General features: G+C 74.6%; 15 protein-coding genes and 1 pseudogene. 6 read left to right on the top strand and 10 right to left on the bottom strand.

All coding sequences use genetic code 11. The features are described 5' to 3' along the window. Positions 1–8 precede the first annotated feature (8 nt). From ACFQZ6_RS01860 to ACFQZ6_RS01840, 5 genes are all read right to left on the bottom strand, one after another. On the bottom strand, positions 9–1,628 hold the full coding sequence (locus tag ACFQZ6_RS01860) for a phytoene desaturase family protein (protein WP_381604570.1): 1,620 nt from the start codon (positions 1,626–1,628) through the stop codon (positions 9–11). Then, a complete protein-coding gene (locus ACFQZ6_RS01855) occupies positions 1,621–2,121 on the bottom strand; it encodes an SRPBCC family protein (protein ID WP_381617993.1) in 501 nt (166 codons plus the stop codon). The genes ACFQZ6_RS01860 and ACFQZ6_RS01855 overlap by 8 nt, the downstream gene beginning before the upstream one ends. Before the next feature lie 106 nt (positions 2,122–2,227). Then, entirely contained in the window at positions 2,228–3,163 is a 936-nt protein-coding gene (gene hemC / locus ACFQZ6_RS01850; RefSeq protein ID WP_381604569.1) for a hydroxymethylbilane synthase, read from the bottom strand. A 61-nt stretch (positions 3,164–3,224) separates the two neighbouring features. Then, positions 3,225–3,998, bottom strand: coding sequence for an NPP1 family protein (locus tag ACFQZ6_RS01845; RefSeq protein WP_381604568.1), 774 nt, complete (start codon positions 3,996–3,998; stop codon positions 3,225–3,227). A gap of 166 nt (positions 3,999–4,164) precedes the next feature. Then, entirely contained in the window at positions 4,165–5,145 is a 981-nt protein-coding gene (locus tag ACFQZ6_RS01840; protein ID WP_381604567.1) for an ATP-dependent DNA ligase, read from the bottom strand. Positions 5,146–5,238: 93 nt separating this feature from the next. On the opposite strand from ACFQZ6_RS01840, the pseudogene ACFQZ6_RS01835 reads away from it, so the two are divergent. Together ACFQZ6_RS01835 and ACFQZ6_RS01830 are read left to right on the top strand one after the other, a co-directional pair. After that, positions 5,239–5,564: pseudogene (locus ACFQZ6_RS01835) on the top strand (MarR family winged helix-turn-helix transcriptional regulator); the annotation flags it as partial. 87 nt (positions 5,565–5,651) lie between these two features. Next, positions 5,652–6,038, top strand: coding sequence for a DoxX family protein (locus ACFQZ6_RS01830; protein WP_381617990.1), 387 nt, complete (start codon positions 5,652–5,654; stop codon positions 6,036–6,038). Positions 6,039–6,127: 89 nt separating this feature from the next. Here ACFQZ6_RS01830 and ACFQZ6_RS01825 read toward each other — a convergent pair whose 3' ends face one another. Together ACFQZ6_RS01825 and ACFQZ6_RS01820 are read right to left on the bottom strand one after the other, a co-directional pair. Further along, complete coding sequence (locus tag ACFQZ6_RS01825; RefSeq protein WP_381604566.1) at positions 6,128–7,795, bottom strand: SpoIIE family protein phosphatase; 1,668 nt, start codon at positions 7,793–7,795, stop codon at positions 6,128–6,130. 164 nt (positions 7,796–7,959) lie between these two features. Next, positions 7,960–8,565: a DNA polymerase ligase N-terminal domain-containing protein gene (locus ACFQZ6_RS01820; RefSeq protein ID WP_381604565.1), complete on the bottom strand. Its 606-nt coding sequence runs from the start codon at positions 8,563–8,565 to the stop codon at positions 7,960–7,962. A gap of 140 nt (positions 8,566–8,705) precedes the next feature. Between ACFQZ6_RS01820 and ACFQZ6_RS01815 the strand changes: the two genes are divergently transcribed. Further along, positions 8,706–9,686 (top strand): TauD/TfdA dioxygenase family protein, encoded by a 981-nt coding sequence (locus ACFQZ6_RS01815; RefSeq protein ID WP_381604564.1) that lies wholly within the window; start codon positions 8,706–8,708, stop codon positions 9,684–9,686. A gap of 78 nt (positions 9,687–9,764) precedes the next feature. On the opposite strand, the gene ACFQZ6_RS01810 is transcribed toward ACFQZ6_RS01815, so the two are convergent. Then, entirely contained in the window at positions 9,765–10,964 is a 1,200-nt protein-coding gene (locus tag ACFQZ6_RS01810) for a glycoside hydrolase family 64 protein (RefSeq protein ID WP_381604563.1), read from the bottom strand. 211 nt (positions 10,965–11,175) lie between these two features. Then, positions 11,176–11,796, bottom strand: a complete 621-nt coding sequence (locus ACFQZ6_RS01805) for an L-threonylcarbamoyladenylate synthase (protein WP_381604562.1) — start codon at positions 11,794–11,796, stop codon at positions 11,176–11,178. A 123-nt stretch (positions 11,797–11,919) separates the two neighbouring features. Between ACFQZ6_RS01805 and ACFQZ6_RS01800 the strand changes: the two genes are divergently transcribed. From ACFQZ6_RS01800 to ACFQZ6_RS01790, 3 genes are all read left to right on the top strand, one after another. Continuing rightward, positions 11,920–12,393, top strand: coding sequence for a MarR family winged helix-turn-helix transcriptional regulator (locus ACFQZ6_RS01800; RefSeq protein WP_381604561.1), 474 nt, complete (start codon positions 11,920–11,922; stop codon positions 12,391–12,393). A gap of 67 nt (positions 12,394–12,460) precedes the next feature. Next, positions 12,461–14,047 carry an MFS transporter gene (locus ACFQZ6_RS01795; protein ID WP_381604560.1) on the top strand — a complete coding sequence of 529 codons (1,587 nt, stop codon included), beginning with the start codon at positions 12,461–12,463 and terminating at the stop codon, positions 14,045–14,047. Between the two features lie 135 nt (positions 14,048–14,182). Beyond that, the gene (locus ACFQZ6_RS01790; RefSeq protein WP_381604559.1) at positions 14,183–15,745 is read left to right on the top strand and encodes a helix-turn-helix domain-containing protein; all 1,563 of its coding nucleotides are present in this window, start codon (positions 14,183–14,185) and stop codon (positions 15,743–15,745) included. Positions 15,746–15,883: 138 nt separating this feature from the next. Here the strand turns inward: ACFQZ6_RS01790 and ACFQZ6_RS01785 are convergent, their stop codons facing one another. After that, entirely contained in the window at positions 15,884–16,378 is a 495-nt protein-coding gene (locus ACFQZ6_RS01785) for a hypothetical protein (protein WP_381604558.1), read from the bottom strand. Between the last annotated feature and the right edge of the window lie 94 nt (positions 16,379–16,472).

Raw genomic sequence — 16,472 nt, 5'->3', positions numbered from 1 at the left:
CGCGGGGGTCATGCGCGGTCGCCCGTGCGGTCGCGGCCGGTGAGGGCGCGCTGCACCCGGGTGAGACCGGCCCACCGGTGCTGGCGCAGCGCGGCGCGCGCGGCGTTGGCACCCGGCGCGCCGTGCACACCGCCGCCCGGGTGGGCCGCCGCGGAGGCGAGGAAGAGCCCGGCGACCGGGGTCTCCGGCCGCCCGGTGCCGGGCACGGGCCGGAAGACGAGCTGCTGGTGCAGGGCGGCGGTGCCCCCGTTGATGGCGCCGTCCGCAAGGTTGGCGTTCAGGCCCTGGAGCGTCGGCGGGGCCAGCACGCGGCGGGCCCGGATCAGCGCCCGGAAGCCGGGGGCGAACCGCTCCACCTGGCGCTCGACCCGGTCGGCCATGAGTTCCCGGTCCCGCGCGTCCCAGGCGCCGGTGATCCCCTCCTCGCCCGCGTCGCCCCGGATGTCGTGCGGGACGTGGGTGTAGGCCCAGGCGGACTCGGTGCCGCGGGGTGAGCGGGAGGGGTCCGTGGTCGTCATCTGGCCCAGCAGCGAGAAGGGGCGGTCGGGGACCAGCCGCATGGCGATCTGGGCGGCGAACCGGGTCAGCTCGTCGACGCCGTCGGCCAGGTGCACCGTGCCAGCACCGGCCGCCGCCGCGCAGCTCCAGGGCACCGGCCCGTCCAGTGCCCAGTCCACCTTGAAGGTGGCGAAGTCCCACTGGAAGCGGCGCAGGTCGGCGAGGACCTGCCCGGGCAGGTGCTCGGGCGCGACGAGCTGGCCGTAGAGCGCGGGCGCCGACACGTCCGCGAGGACGGCGCGGTGCGCGGTGACCGTCTCGCCCCCGGCCGTGCGCACGCCCACCGCGCGCCCGTCGCGGACCACGATCCGCTCCACCCGCCGCCCGCAGCGCAGGGTGCCGCCGCGGGCCTCCAGCCGGTGGACCAGGGCCGCGGTGAGGGCCCCGGAGCCGCCGACCGGCGAGGGGAAGCCGTAGGTCTGGCCGAGCATCGACATCAGCCAGCCGAAGCCGCCGCTCCCGGCCGCCTCGGGCGCGAGGTCGGCGTGCAGCGCGTTGCCCGCGAGCAGCAGTCTGCCGCCCTCGCCGCGGAACTCCTCCTCGCCCATCCTGCGCACCGGCAGCACCAGGGTGCGGGCCAGTCTCAGGCCGCCCCCGCCGCGCAGCCGCAGGGCCAGCCGGGCGCCCGCCCGGACCGGCGGGAAGGGCGTGAAGAGGGCGTCGAGGATGTCGGACCGGTAGCGTTCCCACACCGCGTGCAGCCGGTCCCAGGCGGCGCCGTCGCCGGGCGCGAAGGCGTCCAGGGAGGCGGCGGTGGTGCCCGGGTCGCGGTCGAGGACGGCACAGGTGCCGTCGGTCAGCGGGTGGGCGAGGACGTGCGGGGCGTGCGCCCAGCGCAGTCCGTGGTCCCCCAGCCGCAGCGCCGCCAGCACCGGGGAGGCGGCGGCCAGCGGGTAGAAGGAGCTGAACAGGTCGTTGACGAAGCCGGGGGCCACCTCGCCGTCGTGGCGGACGGCGCCGCCCGGCTCGGGCTGCTCCTCCAGGACCTCGACGCTCCACCCGGCGTCCGCCAGCAGGTTGGCCGCCACCAGCCCGTTGGGGCCGGACCCGACGACCACCGCGTCAGGCACGGCCGGTCCCCGTTCCCCACTCCACGGCGCCCTCGGTGTCCGCCGGGTCGGGACGGCACCCGTCGCCCGCCTCGCAGAGCTTGGCGAGCCGGTCGAGCATCGCCCGGTGCCGCACCTGGATCAGCGCCTCGACGCCCACGTTGTGCAGCAGCCCACCGGGGCCGCGCAGCGGGTGCTCGTCCACGATGACCAGGCACTGTTCGCCCCAGGGGCGCAGCTCGATGGCGATGCGGGCGGTGCCGAGGCGGCCCGCCTTGGCCTCGATCTCCAGCACGGAGCCCGGTTCACAGCGCCTGACCACGGACTCGTTGCGCAGTCGGACGGGCCCGAGCCGGACCTGGTAGACGATCGTCGCGCCGACCTCGGGCCAGTGCCCGGCCTCGGGGGTGACGTTCGATGGCCCCACCACCCACTCCACGTACCGGCCGCCGTCCGCCAGGACGGCCCACACCGCCTCCGGGGTGGCCTGTATCAGTCGATGCCGTACCGCCACGAGTTCCTCCCGTACCAGGTGAGACGTCACCGCACGCACGGGGTTCCCCGTTGGCGGCGGACCAACCGGACGGGACGGCGGACCGTGGCCGCTGTCGCGGCCGGGGTCAGTGCGGGATGCCGTCGATGATGTCGCGGGCGCCCTGGCGCAGCAGGGAGACGGCGACCGACGTGCCGAGCGTCGCCGGGTCGAGGCGGCCCGCCCACTCGTGGGCGTTCAGCCGGGTCTTGCCGTCCGGGGTGAACACGCAGGCGCGCAGCGACAGCTCACCCCCGCGGTCCACGCGCGCGTACCCGGCGATCGGGCTGTTGCAGTGTCCTTGCAGCACATGCAGGAACATCCGCTCGGCGGCGGCCTCCCGGTGGGTGTCCGGATCGCCGAGCGCGCTGACGGCGTCGATCAGGGCGGTGTCGTCCTCCCGGCACTGCAGGGCCAGGATGCCCGCGCCGATCGGCGGCATCATCGTCTCGGGGGAGAGCACCTCGCTGATCACGTCGCGGCGGCCGATGCGCTCCAGGCCGGAGACGGCGAGCAGCAGCGCGTCCGCCTCACCGGCGGCCAGCTTGGCGAGGCGCCGGTTGGCGTTGCCGCGGAACGGCACGCAGGTCAGGTGCGGGTGGGTGGCGGCGAGCTGGGCGACGCGGCGCACCGACGAGGTGCCGACGCGGGTCCCCGGCGGCAGCTCGTCGAGGGTGAGCCCGCCGGGGTGCACCAGCGCGTCGCGGATGTCGTCCCGGGCGAGGAACGCGGCGAACACCGTGCCCGCGGGCAGCGGCCGGTCCGCGGGCACGTCCTTGACGCAGTGCACCGCCAGGTCGGCGTCCCCGGCGAGCAGCGCCGCGTCGACCTCCTTGGTGAACGCGCCCTTGCCCTCGACCTGCGACAGGTCGCCCAGCCACTTGTCGCCGGTGGTCCTCACCGGCACGACCTCGGTCCGCACACCGGGATGGAGCGCGGCCAACTCGGCCCGAACGCGCTCCACTTGGGCGAGCGCCATGGGGGAGTCACGGGACACGACACGGATCAGCTCGGGAACTGACATGCCGGACACCATAGCCCCATCCCGCCCCCGCGGGGTCCCCAGGGGCGGGACGCCCCCGGTGTCACGCGTACGGGTCGAAGGGGATGCCCGAGGGCTTCGCGGACGCGAGGTGGGAGGCGAAGCTGGCGTCCTTCAGGCCGAAGTGGGCGCTGCCGAAGTCGTAGGCGGACAGCTTCTCCCTGACGCCCGCCGGGTAGCCGTTCCAGCCGACCAGCGGCGGGTACTGCCAGGTGCCCTTGTGGTTCTCCGGCGGCTCGTCGCCCGAGTTGGCGGCGCGGAAGCAGTGGGTGCCGATGCCGTCCTTGTGGTAGACGACCTTGGCGTGGGTGCCGTCCCACCGTATCTGGGAGCGGTCGTGGACGGTGAACGAGCCGTGGTTGGACGTCGACACGTACTGGGCGACGCCGTCCCGCACCCACACCACGACGTGCTCCCAGTCGTGCCGGTGCCCGCCGAGGCTGGTGCCGGGCAGCGCCTGGTCCTTCTCGAAGTAGGAGGCGTACACGTACCCGCACCAGCCGTTGTTGCACTTGTAGCGCGAGTACCCGTTGGTGTTGTCGAGGTCGGAGGCGTCCCGGCAGTTGCCGTTCAGGGCTCCGGTCGGGTTCAGACCGCCGTTGACCGTGCCGTCGGCGCTGATGGCGGGGGTGGCGTAGCAGCCGTCGGTGTCGTAGTCGTAGGCGGGCTGGAAGGTGCGCTCGGCGGCCTCGGCGTTGGCGGGCAGCGCCGGGGGCGGGGCGGCGAACGCGACGGCGGGGAAGGCGATGACGAGGGCGGCGGCACCGCCCAGCCCGGTGAGCCATCTGCGGCGAAGGAGCGCGGACTTCAGGGACACTGTGTCCTCCTCAGGACCCGGTGCAGCCCAACGGCTGTGGGGGGATGGGGAGTTCAGCTTCGCCGATCTTCGGGGGCGGGCCAAGGGGTCACGGGCGTACCCGTGGTGAAGCGCAGCCCAATACTTTCCTGCTCAACCGCTTCTTCGCCGGTCGATTGACGGCACGTCAGACCAGATCGCCGGGAATGTCCGCCGCCGACTCCTCCGGCGCGAGGTCCGGCCGCAGCCGCAGCCAGGACGGCTGCCGCAGCATCCCGGCCCGGGTCCGGGTGGCGAACCGGACCTCGCCCACCAGCCTTGGCCGCACCCAGCGCGCGCCCGGTACCCTCGGCACCGGTGCGAAGGGGCATACGGTGGTCTCGTCGGCCCGCAGCAGCGCGGCCAGCTCGGTCCGCTCGGCGTCGCTCCAGCCGGTGCCCACGCTGCCGACGTACCTGAGCCGCCCCGCGGCGCGCTGGCCGACCAGCACGGCCCCGGGCAGGCCCGTGAGCCGCCCCTTGCCGGGCAGCCAGCCGCCGAGGACGACGTCCACGCCCTGCATGTTGCGGATCTTGATCCAGGCCCGGGAGCGTACCCCGGGCTCGTACGGCGAGTCCAGCCGCTTGCAGACCAGCCCCTCAAGGCCGTGCTCCCGGGTCGCGCGCAGCGCCGCCTCGCCGTGCCCGGTGATCGCGGCCGGGGTCGACCAGGACGGCCCCGCGAGACCGAGCCCTTCCAGCAGTTCCCGGCGCCGCGCGTACGGCTGCCGCAGCAGTGGGCGCCCCGCGAGGTACGGCACGTCGAACAGCACCAGGTGCACGGGCACCTCGGCCGCCCTGCGCGCCGCCCGGCCGGGGGAGTGCGCCAGCCCCATCCGGGACTGGAGCAACTGGAAGTCGCCGCGCCCGTGTTCGTCCAGCGCCACCACCTCGCCGTCCAGCACCGCCGGGATGTCCCCGAGCGCGGCGCCGAGCGGGCGCAGCTCCGGGTAGGCGGCGGTGATGTCCTCCCCCGACCGGGCGCGCAGGACCAGGGTGCCGTCCCCGGCGAGGTACACGATCACCCGCTGGCCGTCCTGCTTGGTCTCGTACGCCCACCGGGCGTCCTGCGCGGCGGGTGGCAGGGAACCGGGGGTGGCGAGCATGGGCGCGATCAGCGGCAGGGTCACGGCTGAAGGTGTCGACACCCCGGCGGCCCGCCACGCGGTCCGTCCGCGCCGTTCCCCCCATCGGAGGATGCGGGACGCAGCCCGGCGGCGGGGCGGGGACAGATCGCGGACACGGAGCCCCAGTGCCCGGGGAGCGGGCCCACCGGCTCGGCGTGGAGGCGTCCCATGTGACCCGTACGGTGCAGCAGTTGCACAAGGCCGGGTACGTCCGCCGGGTCCCCGACCCCGAGGACCGCCCCGCCCAGCGCATCGAGCTGACCGCCGAGGGGCGCGGCGCCATCGACCGCGTCCGCGCCGTGGGCTCCCGGGGTATGCGGCTCGCCCTGGCGCACTGGACCCCCGAGGAACCGCGCCAGCTCGCCACCCTCTTCCACCGCATGGTCGACGACTTCGTCGCCCACGCCGCCGACGAGGGGACCGGGCACCGGGTCGCCGTCTGGGCCCCTCCCACGGGCCCCGCGCTACCTGCGAGTAATATCGCCGGGCAGGTCACCAGAGGAGGCACCGTGTCCCGGTCCGAACGCTCACCGCTGCTGCTCGCCGGTCTGCTGGCCACCGCGGGCGTGGCGCACTTCGCCGCCCCGCGCCAGTTCGACGCGATCGTCCCGCGCGCCCTCCCCGGTTCACCCCGCACCTGGACGTACGTCAGCGGTGCCGCCGAACTCGCCCTCGCCGCCGGGATCGCGCTGCCCCGCACCCGACGGGCCGCCGCGCTCGCGTCGGCCGCGTTCTTCGTCGGCGTCTTCCCCGCCAACGTGAAGATGGCCGTCGACTGGCGGCACCGCCCGACCCCGCAGAAGGCCACCGCCGTCGCCCGGCTGCCGCTGCAGGTGCCGCTGGTGCTCTGGGCGCGCGGCGTGGCGAAGGCCGCCGGGGAAGCGCCCGGCGCCTGAGGGGCCGTCCCCGCCCCGCGGCTCACGCGCGGCCGGTCACGGCAATCCCGACGGGGGACGCGGCGTGGCCGGGCCGACGGGCCGGTCCCTCACCGCGTGTCGCGGTCGTCCTCCGGTGTGCGCAGCGCCAGGACCGCCACGTCGTCGTCGTTGTCCGGTGGACGCGTCCGGGCCAGCAACTCGTCGGTGAAGGACTCCAGCGGCCGGTGCGCGAGCGAGGCGGCGTTGCGGCTCAGGCGCCCCAGGCCCGCCTCGATCGACTCGCCGGGCACCTCGATGAGGCCGTCGGTGTAGAGCAGCAGGGTCGACCTCGGCGGCAGCAGCGCCGTGGCGTCGGGGCGGGGCAGCAGCGCCCCGGAGCAGAGCAGGATGCTGTGGCCGTCCTCAAGGTAGGTGGCCAGCCCGTCCCGGGTGACCAGCAGCGGCGGGGGATGCCCGGCGTTGGTCCACGACAGCTCCCACCCGGCGCTCCCCGCCCGGGTCACCCGCGCGAAGATCATCGTGGCCATGTCGATCTCCGCCAGTTCCATCGCCGCCTGGTCCAGCCACTCCACGATCTTGCTGGGCGGCTGCTGCTGCGACCAGGCGTAGGCGCGCAGCATGTTGCGGAGCTGCGCCATGTCGGCGGCGGCCTCCAGGTCATGGCCCACGACGTCGCCGATGGCGAGGGCCGTCGCCCCGTCGGGGAGCTGGAAGGCGTCGTACCAGTCGCCGCCGACCTGGGAGGCGTCGGGCGCCGAGACGTACCGCACGGTCATCTCCAGGTCGGGCACCTCGGGCAACTGCGGCAGCAGATGGCGCTGCATCGTCTCGGCCACCTTCCGCTGCCGCTCGTACAGCCGCACGTTGTCGAGCGCGATGCCGAGGCGTCGGCAGATGTCCTCCAGCAACGGCAGGTCCTCGCCGGTGAACGGGTCCGGGCGGTCCGACCGGCCGAGGGTGAGCGCGCCCATCACCTCCCGCAGGCCACGGATCGGGCCGACCGCCGCGGAGTGGATGCCCGTGGCCGCGAACAGCCTGCGCTGCTCGACCGCCATGCCGGAGGCGAGCGGTCCCTGGTACATCTCCGGGCTGGCCAGCGTGGACGCCGCGCCGCGCAGGGCGCGCGCCACCGGCAGCTCGGAGTCCCCGGGGATCGGCGGCATCGGGCCCTGGAGGTCCCGGTGGTGCACCAGCGCGCCGTCGCTGACGGTGAGCACCGCCGCGCGCCGCACCTCCTCGTTCTCGGTGATCAGGTCGATGACGGCCCAGTCCGCCAGCCGCGGCACCACGAGGGCGACCAGCCGCCGCATCGCCTCCTCGCCGTCCATGGTGGAGGTCAGCTGGGTGGTCAGCTCCGCCAGCAGGGCGAGGCGCTCCAGTTCGGGAAGGGGCCCGCCCCGCCGTCGCTCCTCGCCGAGGTCGGCCTCGCGGGTCTGGAACACCACCAGCGTCGATGTCACCGTGCCCTCCGCCACGTACGGGGCGACCAGCCAGCCGACGGGCAGCAGGGTGCCGTCGCCCCGCTCGAACCAGACGTCGGTGCCCAGTTCGACGCGACCGGCCAGCCCCGCCCGGCGGACCTGGCACTGGGCCCGGGGCACCGGGTTGCCGCACCGGTCGCGGTGCAGCGCCTCGTGCGCGTCGAGCCCGAGCAGATCCTCGGCGGTGCGTCGCAGCAGGTGTTCCGCCGCGCGGTTGATCCCGGTGACGCAGCCCCGTTCGTCCACGACGTAGGCGGCGGCTGGCAACGCGTGCAGCACCGCCAGGGCCGTCACGACCCCGCCCGGGTCCCTGCAGGGCCCTCTGGCCTCGTGACCTGTCACCGTCTCGCCCTCACGTTCGGAGGCGCCGGGCGCGGACCGGCGCCCGCGGGCCCCGGGTGCCCCCGCGCGGTGCTCCGCACACCCCGGCCCGGTGGCCGGGAGGCCGCGCCCCGGGGTCAGGAGGCCGCCGCCTCCTGTGCCGCCCGCACCTGCGCGAGCGTACGGCCGCTGCGCGCCGAACGGGCCCGGCGCGGGTCCGGCGTACCGCCGTGTCCGCCTCCCCGGCCCGCCTTCACCAGCAGCCACGCGTCGTCGTCCGCGCCCCGGAACCGGGTGAGCGCGTACTCGCCGCGCAGCTTCGCGCCGGACAGCCGGAACGTGGCGTGCCCGCGCTCCAGCGACTCGGCGAAGTCCACCGGACGCCCCCGGCGGTCATGGCTGAGCGGCTCGTAGGTGCCGTGGTCCCACACGATCACCGTGCCGCCGCCGTACTCCCCGCGCGGGATGACGCCCTCGAACTCCTCGTACTCCAGCGGATGGTCCTCCGTCGGCACCGCGAGCCGCTTGTCCCGGGGGTCCGCCGACGGGCCCTTCGGCACGGACCAGGACTTCAGGACGTCGTCCACCTGGAGCCGGAAGTCGAAGTGCAGGGTGCTCGCGTCATGGATCTGCACCACGAACCGGGGCCGCTCGCCCTCGTCCCCGGGCCGCCCCTCGGGCTCGCGCGTCCGCCCAAAGTCCCGCTTGCCGCGGTACTCCCGCAGCCGGTCACTCCCACCCACCTCCGGCTCCTTCCCGTACGCCAGCACGGCTCCCCCCGGGTACCCCGGGCAGCGGCAGGTCAAGACCCCGCTGTCGCCAGGCGCGCCGGGCGCTGCCACGATCAGCGGTGGTACCGGCACCGACGACCAGCGGAGCGCGTATGACGACGGACGAGACCACGGTGGACGACGGGACGGCGGCGCGGGCCGCGGGGATCGAGGTGCGTCCGGTCGCCGGGCACATCGGCGCCGAGATCACCGGCGTCGACCTCGCCGCGGACCTGGACGACGCCCAGGTGGCCGCCGTCCGGGCGGCGGTGCTGCGCTGGAAGGTGGTGTTCTTCCGCGGCCAGCGCCTGGACCACGCCGCCCATGTGCGGTTCGCCCGCCGCTTCGGCGACCCGGTGGTGCTGCCGCGCCGCGGCTCGGCCTCACCGCCCGGCGTGCCGGAGGTGGAGACCACCGCCGACCGGTTCGAACTGGGCGGACGGTACGGCATGGAGCACGAGGAGTGGCTGCGGCGGCGCCGCCACACCCTGCTGCGCGGCTGGCACTGCGACCACGGCGCCCGCGTGGACCCGCCCGCCGCGACGATCCTGCGCGCCGAGACGGTTCCGCCCTACGGCGGCGACACCACCTGGTCCAACCTGGCCGCCGCGTACGCCGGGCTCTCCGCGCCGGTGCGCGACTTCGTCGCCGGGCTGCGCGCCGAGCACCGGCTCGGCGTCGGCTACCAGGCGCGCCCCGGCGACGACGCCTATGTGCGGCACCTGCTGGACCACCAGGTCGCCACCCTGCACCCGCTGGTGCGGGTGCACCCGGAGACCGGCGAGCGCGTGCTGTTCGTCAACGGCTACTACGTGGAGCGGATCGACGGCCTCTCCCGCCCGGAGAGCCAGGCCGTCCTGGACATGCTGATCGAGCAGGCGGTACGGCCCGAGTACACCGTCCGGTTCCGCTGGGAGCCCGGCAGCGTGGCCTTCTGGGACAACCGCGCCACCATCCACCTCGCGCCGAGCGACAACGCCCACCTCGGCCACCCGCGCGTGATGCACCGCGTGATGCTCGCCGGGGACGTCCCCGTCGGGCCGGACGGGCGGGCGTCGCAGCCGCTGGTCGGGAGCGAGCCGGGGCGCTGGTGACGGCGCGCACGTGACGGGGCCGGAACGCGTGCCGTGGGGTGCGGGCGCACGCGTTCCGGCCCCTGGCGGCCGTCCGGGTCAGTCGAACGGGTCCAGCGTGAGGTACGCCTGGCGCGGGTTGCCGTCGTGCACGAGGGACTCGTGGTTGCCGACGTCGTCGAAGGCGAAGGCGTACGCCTTGCCGTCGGCCATCCGGTCGTGGATGAGCCGGGCGTAGTGGTTGGTCACCGCGTCCTGGTAGAAGCCCGCCGCCGAGGTGTCGGGCTGGTTGGGGTTGGTGAGCAGCGTGGAGCGGTTGAAGCCCGCGCACAGGGTGCGCGAGATCGGGCCGCGCACCTGGTCGTTGGGGGCGTCGAGCAGCCGGTGGCAGCCGAACACGCTGGGCGCGTCGGGCTTCTGGAAGCTGGTGACGACCGCGCCGGAGGAGTTGGTGAAGTTCATGACGCCGCCGGAGACCCGCCCGTAGTACCTGATGTCTGGCCGGTCGCCGAACGGGGTCACCGTCAGCGTGGTCGTCGCGTACTTCTGCCAGACCCGGTTGACGTAGTCGTCCAGGACGGCGGCCGGGAGCGCCCCGGTCTCCAGGCCGTACGCCGGGGAGAGGGCGCGCAGCACGGTGCCGTCGGAGCGGGTCTGCACCAGCCCCGCCCAGCCGCCCGGCTGGGCCCGCAGCCCGTTCAGGACGGCGCGGTAGCCGCCCGCCTTGAGCCGCCCGGTGCTCACCGTGGTGCCGTCGGCGCGCTGCACGCCGACCGCGTACGGCGCGGAGAACATGTCGACCTGGGTGCTGTTGAGCCACAGGCCGGAGTCGTTGAGGGTGTACTCCGACCAGTTGAAGAGGATGTTCCGGTTGGGGTCGCCGGGGTTCTGCACGGCGGGCTGCACCAGACCGCCCGTCGCGAGTCTGAAGTCCAGCTTCTGGCCGTACGAGAAGTAGATGCGGCCGGAGAGCTTGGGGATGCGGATGGTCTTGGTCTGCCCCGCGGCGGGCCCGGGGATGGCCGCGTCCGGCGCGGGCACCGGCGGGTTGCCCCCGGCGGGCCAGGCGTGGAAGGCGCCGCTGGCGTCGGCCCAGCCCTGCTGACCGGTCGTCAGGGAGGTGCCCAGGACGTAGACGTGGACCGCGTCACCGCGGCCGGAGTTGTTGGTCAACTGGAGCGGGATGGAGTCCGGCACCGCGGCCTGCGCGGCGGGACCTGAGCCGAGGGTGAGGGCCGCGCCGAGCAGGGTGGCCGCGGTGGCCATCGTCAGCAGGCGGCGGGTGAGGCGTACGAGCACTCTCTGCACCTCCGTGCGGGTGTACGTGTGGGGGGAGTTGGCCGGATGGGGGGTTGGTCCGTACCAGTCGTGAGAGCGCTCTCAAGAATCCCGCCGGGACGCGTGCATGTCAATGGAGTGGTCGGCGTGTGGCGTGCTCGCCTCGCCCGGAGGCGGTACGACGGGAGGTCGGTCGTGGGCACCGGGCGGGCGATCGCGGTCGGGGTGCCCCCTACTCGAAGCGCGTGACGTCCCCCGCGCCGCGGCGGATGATCTCCGCCTCGCCCCCCGAGAAGTCGATCACCGTCGTCGGTTCGGTGCCGCAGTCGCCGGAGTCCACCACGCCGTCCAGGACGTGGTCGAGCCGGTCCTTGATCTCCCAGCCCTGGGTCAGCGGCTCCTCCTCGTCGGGCAGCAGCAGGGTGCTGGACAGCAGCGGCTCACCGAGGGCGTGCAGCAGGGACTGGGTGACGACGTGGTCGGGGATGCGCACGCCGACGGTCTTCTTCTTCGGGTGCTGGAGCATCCGCGGCACCTCCTTCGTCGCCGGGAGGATGAAGGTGTAGCTGCCCGGCGTGGACGCCTTGATCGCGCGGAACACGTCGTTGTCCACCCGTACGAACTGGCCCAGTTGCGCGAAGTCCTGGCACACCAGCGTGAAGTGGTGCCGGTCGTCCAGGTGCCGGATCGACCGGATCCGCTCCACGCCGTCACGGCTGCCGATGCGGCAGCCCAGCGCGTAGCAGGAGTCCGTCGGGTAGGCGATCAGCGCGTCCGCGCGGATGCTGTCGGCGATCTGCGCGATGGTGCGCGGCTGGGGGTTGTCGGGGTGCACGTCGTAGTACTTCGCCATCCGCCGAGCTTATGCCGGGCGCCCGGGCGGGGCGCGCGCGGACCGGGCCGGGGGAGGGGAGTGGGTTGGGTATGAGGGCATACCTTTTTGACATGGGTATGGCTCTATACCTATTCTCGCGTCATGCCCGAGTCCAGCGCGCCCCGAAGGGACGTCGCCCGCACAGCCTCCGAGCTGGCGGCCGTCCTGCCCGCGCTGCACCGGGCCCTCGACCGGCGGGTCGCCGGGGACTACCCGCACCCCAAGCCGCCCGAGGGGCAGCTCGCGCTGCTGCGGTTCGTCCAGCGGCACGAGGGCGCCACCGTGCGCCAGGCCGCCGAGGCACTGCTGATGAAGCCGAACAACGTCAGCGCGCTGGTCTCCCAGCTCACCGACCAGCACCTGCTGGAGCGCCGTCAGGACAGCGCTGACAAGCGCGTCGCGCACCTGTACCTGACGCCGACCTCGCGGCGCCGCCTGGCCGAGGTCCGTGAGCTGCAGGTCGCGCACCTCAGCGAGGCGCTGCGGTCCCTGACCGAGGGCGAGCTGGACGCCCTCGGCTCCGTGCTGGGCGCGCTCACCTCACTCACGCGCGGGCTGCGGGCCCCGGGCCACTGAGCCCTGTCCGCAGGAGCCCCTGGTATCCCCCGCAACTCAGCTCATCTTCCGAAGAGAAGGCATCCCCATGTCGTCCACGCTCGTGGATCCCTCCGGCGCGCCCGCACGTCCCGACGCGCGTCCGCCCGCCTCCGGCCGTCGCCGGTCCAACCCCTGGCTGACGCTGTGCGCGGTCGCGTTCGGCCTGTTCATGGTGCAGCTCGACGGGTCCGTCGTGGCCATCGCCAACCCCGCCATCGGCGTGGACCTCAACGCGTCCACCGCGCAGCTCCAGTGGGTCACCAACGCCTACCTGCTGGCCCTCGCCGCCACCCTCATCCTCGGCGGCAAGCTCGGCGACCGCTTCGGCCGCCGCACCTTCTACCTGGTCGGCGTCGCCGGGTTCGCGCTCTCCTCGGTCGCCATCGGGCTCGCCGGGTCGATCGACGGCGTCATCCTCTTCCGCGCCCTCCAGGGCGTCTTCGGCGGTCTGCTGATGCCCAACACCCTCGGGCTGCTGCGGGCGGTGTTCCCGCCGCGGAGGTTCGCCATGGCGGTCGGCATCTGGGCGATGGTCTCCGCCGTCTCCACCGCGCTCGGCCCCATCGTCGGCGGACTCCTCGTCGAGCACGTCGACTGGGAGTCGGTGTTCTTCGTCAACCTGCCCATCGGGGTCGTCGCGTTCGCCTTCAGCGCCCTGGTGCTGCCCCAGTCGAAGAACCCCACCGGACGCCACCGCTTCGACGTCCCCGGCGTGCTGCTGCTCGCGCTCGGACTGCTCGCCACCGTCTTCGGCGTCGTCAAGGGCGAGACCTGGGGCTGGGCCTCCGGCGGCACCTGGGGCGCCATCCTGCTGGGCGTGCTGGTGCTGGCCGTCTTCGGCTGGTACGAGACCCGGATCGCGCACCCGCTGCTGCCGATGCGGCTGTTCCGCAGCTCCGCGCTGACCGTCGGCGCCATCGTCACCGCGCTGAACTTCTTCGTCATGCTCGGCGCGATCTTCTTCGTCATGCTGTACCTCCAGAACGTCCGCGGCTTCACGCCCGTCGAGGCGGGCGTGCGCACCCTGCCGCTCAGCCTGGCCTCGCTGGTCGCCTCCCCGCTGGGCGCGGCCCTCACCCAGCGGTTCGGCGCCCGCACGGTCATGCCGCTGGGCATGGCGCTCCAGGGCGCCGCCTGCTTCGGGATGCTGACCTGGTCCACCGACTCCGCCTACGCCACCATGTGGCCGCCGTTCATCGCGCTCGGCCTCGGCGTCGGCATGGTGATGGCCGCCTCCTCCGACGCCATCGTGGGCAACGCGCCGGTGCGGGACGGCGGTGTGGCGGGCGGCCTGCAGGCCACCACCCTCCAGATCGGCGGCGCGCTCGGCACCTCCGTGCTGGTCTCCGTGATCAGCGCCCGGGTCGGCGCCACGCTCGGCGGCGAACTGTCCGCCGCGGGCGTCCCCGACGGCGTGGCGGCCCGGCTCGCGGAGGCCAAGGACGCGGTGGCGATGGGCATCGCGCCGGTCGACGGCTCCCTGCCCGCCCCGCTGCGCGCCGCCGTCGTCGAGGGCAGCGGCCAGGCGTTCATGAACGGGATGCACGCGGCCCTCGTCGTCACCGGCGTCCTCTGCCTCGTCGGCGCCGCCCTCGCCGCCGTCGGCATCCGCACCCGCGCCACGGCTCACTGAGCGACGGCGGCGGGACCCGGCACCCACGCCGGGCCCCGTCGCCCCCGCCCCGCGCGACCGGGGGCGTCGTCGGTGCGGTGGGGTAACGTCCCGCGTGGTGTACCGGAGCCGGACGCGGAATGAGGAGAAGGTGACATGGTCGGCGCAGAGGATGGGGCCGTCCCGGACGGCGCCCACCCGGGGCCGCGGCCGACCTGGGCGGAGGAACTCCTCGACCACCTGCGGCCCACCTCCCGCGACGTGCACCGGGTCGTCACCTGGCTCGCGCACACCGCGGGCGCGGAGGTCTCCCTCACCGACGACACCGGCACCCTGATCGCGGGCACCGCGATGCCGCTGGACGAGGACCTCGTCGCCGACCTCACCTCCGGCCGCATCGCGGCGGCGGCCTGGGCCGCGGAGGGCTGCCAACTGCGCCTGGTCAGGGTGGAGCTGCCGCCCCCGGCCGCCTCAGGCGTGCTGGCCGTCGCCCGCCCCGGCCCCTTCGACCGCCGCACCGCCGAGATGGTCGGCCACGCCGCGGGCGTCATCGACGTTTTGCTGCGCGCCCACGAGACCACCGCCACCGGGCACCGGCTCGAACGGGCCGCCGCCGACCTGCGGCTGGCCATCCTCCAGTTGCTGATGGTCGAGGACACCGTCTCGGCCCGCCGGGTCGCCGCCGGGCTCTGGCCGGGCCTGCTGGACACCGACACCGCCAGCGTCCACGTCGTCGAGAGCGACCCCGGCGACCGGGACCGGCTCGCCGCGGAGTGCCTCGACGCGATCGGGGAGCGCGCCCTGGTGGTGCGCTGCCCCGCCATGGACCAGCACGTGATCATCCTGACCCCCGGCGAGACGGAGACCGGCGCGCTGCGCGACCTGGTGCGCCAGCGCCCGCACACCTTCCTCGGCGGCAGCGCCCGCCAGCGCCTCGCCCAGACCGCCACCGCCTACGGACAGGCCGTCAGCGCCCTCGCCGTCGCCCGCTTCCGCCCCGACAAGGCCGCGGTGTACGCCGAGCGCAGCCACCCCGAACGCCTGATGGACCCCGCCGCGCTGCGCGCCTGGACGGCCCACGTCCTGCGCCCGCTGGACAGCCTGCCGCACCACACCCGCGCCGAGCTGCTCGCCACCACCCGCCTGGGGCTGGAGTTCACGGCGGTGAGCACCGCGAAGATCCTGGGCGTCAGCCGCAACACCGTACGGGCCCGGATGGAGCGCGTGGAGGCGCTGATCGGCGCCGACTTCTCCGACCTCACCGCCCGCGCCGCCGTCCACCTCGCCGTGAACACCGAGGCCGGGCTGGACGCCGTACCGGACGACGGCGGCGCCCCGGCCGCGCCCGGGCTCGGCGAGCTGCTGGCCGGGCCCGCCGTGCGTGCCTGGGCGGCCGGGCTGCTGGGCCGCCTGGACCACGACGGCCGCGATCTGCGCCGGACGCTGAGCGGCTGGATCGCCGCCGGGGGCAACGCCGAACGCGCCGCGCAGATGCTCGGCGTGCACGCCCAGACGGTGCGTGAGCACGTCCGCAGCGCCGAACCGGTCCTCGAACGCCAACTGCTGACCTCCGGGGCCGACCTCTACGAGACCGTGCTGGCCCATCTGGCCCTGGGCGCCGTGCCGGGCCCCGGCCTGTGCGAACGGGAGGCGGGGCGCCGATCAGGGCACGAAGCGGGCGCCGAACCCGGCAATCCGGACTCGGCTGTGCACGATTGAGCCATCCGCGGGCGGAAGCGGGCACCGCGACGATTCACAAGCGCCGCGTTTCCCACGTAAGTTCGATGAGCACGCGGGGGCACGACCGGCACGGGGGACCGGTCGCGCCCCCGGTCCGCGGTCCGGCCCGGGCCAGCCTCACGGCAGATCGGGACCGGTGACCCGTTCCGCCCCGCGCACCGGCTCCAGCACGGCGAGCGTGCCGTTGGCCTGCCGCAGCGCCAGTTCCAGGGTGACGGGGGCGTGCAGCGCGCCCGAGCCGTCCGGCGGGATCACCCACTCCAGGAAGCGGGCGGGCCGGTACGGCGGCGGCACCGCCACCCAGGCGCCGCGGCTCGCGTGGCGCAGTCCGGCGCCGATCCAGCGGCTGCCGCGGTCCGGTGGCAGGAAGAACCCGACCCGGTGGGCCGCCGTGTCCACCAGCGTCGGCCCCGGCACCGGCAGCGAGGGCCGCCACAGCATGTCCAGGGCGAGCAGTCCCAGCCGGTCGGGCACGCTCACCAGATCCCAGTAGCGGCCCGCCTGGAGCAGGGCGACGCCCTCGCCCTGGTCCCAGCCCCGTTTGCACACCCGGGGGTTCGGGGCCGCGGCGGCGAGCCACTCCACGCCGCGCGTCCACACTGCGTTACTCATGATCGACTCCGGCCTGCCGTCCGATACGGTCCTCGGCTCCCCGCGCTGGCCCCCGCGTGCTCGTAGATATTTCTACGCCGGGCGGTGGCGCGGA

Origin of the sequence: Streptomyces flavalbus, from assembly GCF_042674625.1 — a bacterium.
GTDB classification, from domain to species: Bacteria; Actinomycetota; Actinomycetes; order Streptomycetales; family Streptomycetaceae; genus Streptomyces; species Streptomyces flavalbus.
The sequence above is the reverse complement of the archived record's forward strand: the minus strand, read 5'-3'. Positions and strand labels throughout refer to the sequence as shown.

What these genes read in the sequence shown, in the direction of transcription:
- ACFQZ6_RS01815 (WP_381604564.1), top strand. Translation starts at nt 8,706, where the DNA reads ATGACGACGGACGAGACCACGGTGGACGACGGGACGGCGGCGCGGGCC.
- ACFQZ6_RS01785 (WP_381604558.1), bottom strand. Translation starts at nt 16,378, where the DNA reads ATGAGTAACGCAGTGTGGACGCGCGGCGTGGAGTGGCTCGCCGCCGCG.
- ACFQZ6_RS01805 (WP_381604562.1), bottom strand. Translation starts at nt 11,796, where the DNA reads ATGGCGAAGTACTACGACGTGCACCCCGACAACCCCCAGCCGCGCACC.
- ACFQZ6_RS01800 (WP_381604561.1), top strand. Translation starts at nt 11,920, where the DNA reads ATGCCCGAGTCCAGCGCGCCCCGAAGGGACGTCGCCCGCACAGCCTCC.
- ACFQZ6_RS01790 (WP_381604559.1), top strand. Translation starts at nt 14,183, where the DNA reads ATGGTCGGCGCAGAGGATGGGGCCGTCCCGGACGGCGCCCACCCGGGG.
- hemC (WP_381604569.1), bottom strand. Translation starts at nt 3,163, where the DNA reads ATGTCAGTTCCCGAGCTGATCCGTGTCGTGTCCCGTGACTCCCCCATG.
- ACFQZ6_RS01795 (WP_381604560.1), top strand. Translation starts at nt 12,461, where the DNA reads ATGTCGTCCACGCTCGTGGATCCCTCCGGCGCGCCCGCACGTCCCGAC.